1 tRNA gene and 1 rRNA gene are annotated in these 586 nt (G+C 55.1%); both read left to right on the top strand.

Annotated elements, in window-relative coordinates:
• Nucleotides 1–205 precede the first annotated feature (205 nt).
• Nucleotides 206–322, top strand: a 5S ribosomal RNA gene (gene rrf / locus GTO91_RS17675).
• Between the two features lie 65 nt (nucleotides 323–387).
• Nucleotides 388–464: transfer RNA gene (locus GTO91_RS17670), tRNA-Ile, on the top strand.
• Nucleotides 465–586 lie beyond the last annotated feature (122 nt).

The following is a 586-nucleotide window of genomic DNA, read 5'->3' as shown; positions in this document are numbered from 1 at the left end:
CGACTGTCGCCTGTGACCGTTAAGGTCAAATGGCGTCTGTGTTGCGAGATGTCGAGGTCGAACGCACGCAAGAAACGCAACTGTTTGATTTTGAGGGACCGGGTGACTGGGTTCGGAGGAAATATCTACTGGTTGATTTCGGTCAGCCGGTATGATAGATTCTGAATTCCGGTCGAGACACCGGGAACTCAACAACACAATATGATCTGGTGACAATGGCGGAGAGGTCACACCCGTTCCCATCCCGAACAGGTCAGTTAAGCTCTCCAGCGCCGATGGTACTTGGGACGGTGGTCCCTGGGAGAGTAGGACGTCGCCGGATCAGCCGGGAAACTGGCAGACCCGAAGGCGCGCGCAGCGATGCGTGAGGACGAAGCGGGTCATGATGGGCCTATAGCTCAGTTGGCTAGAGCGTACGACTGATAATCGTAAGGTCGGTGGTTCGAGTCCACCTAGGCCCACCATCATTTCATTTGCTCCTTGAAAACTGCACAGAGGATACGTAAAGCGCAAGCGATTACGGTCGAAGCGAAGAAGCGACAGATGACGCCGAAGCGGCAACGCAACGGTGATGCCTCAAGCAACG

The organism is Heliomicrobium undosum (assembly GCF_009877425.1).
In the GTDB taxonomy this organism is placed as follows: Bacteria; Bacillota; Desulfitobacteriia; order Heliobacteriales; family Heliobacteriaceae; genus Heliomicrobium; species Heliomicrobium undosum.
Note: the sequence above shows the minus strand (reverse complement) of the source record. Positions and strands in the feature narration are given on the sequence as shown.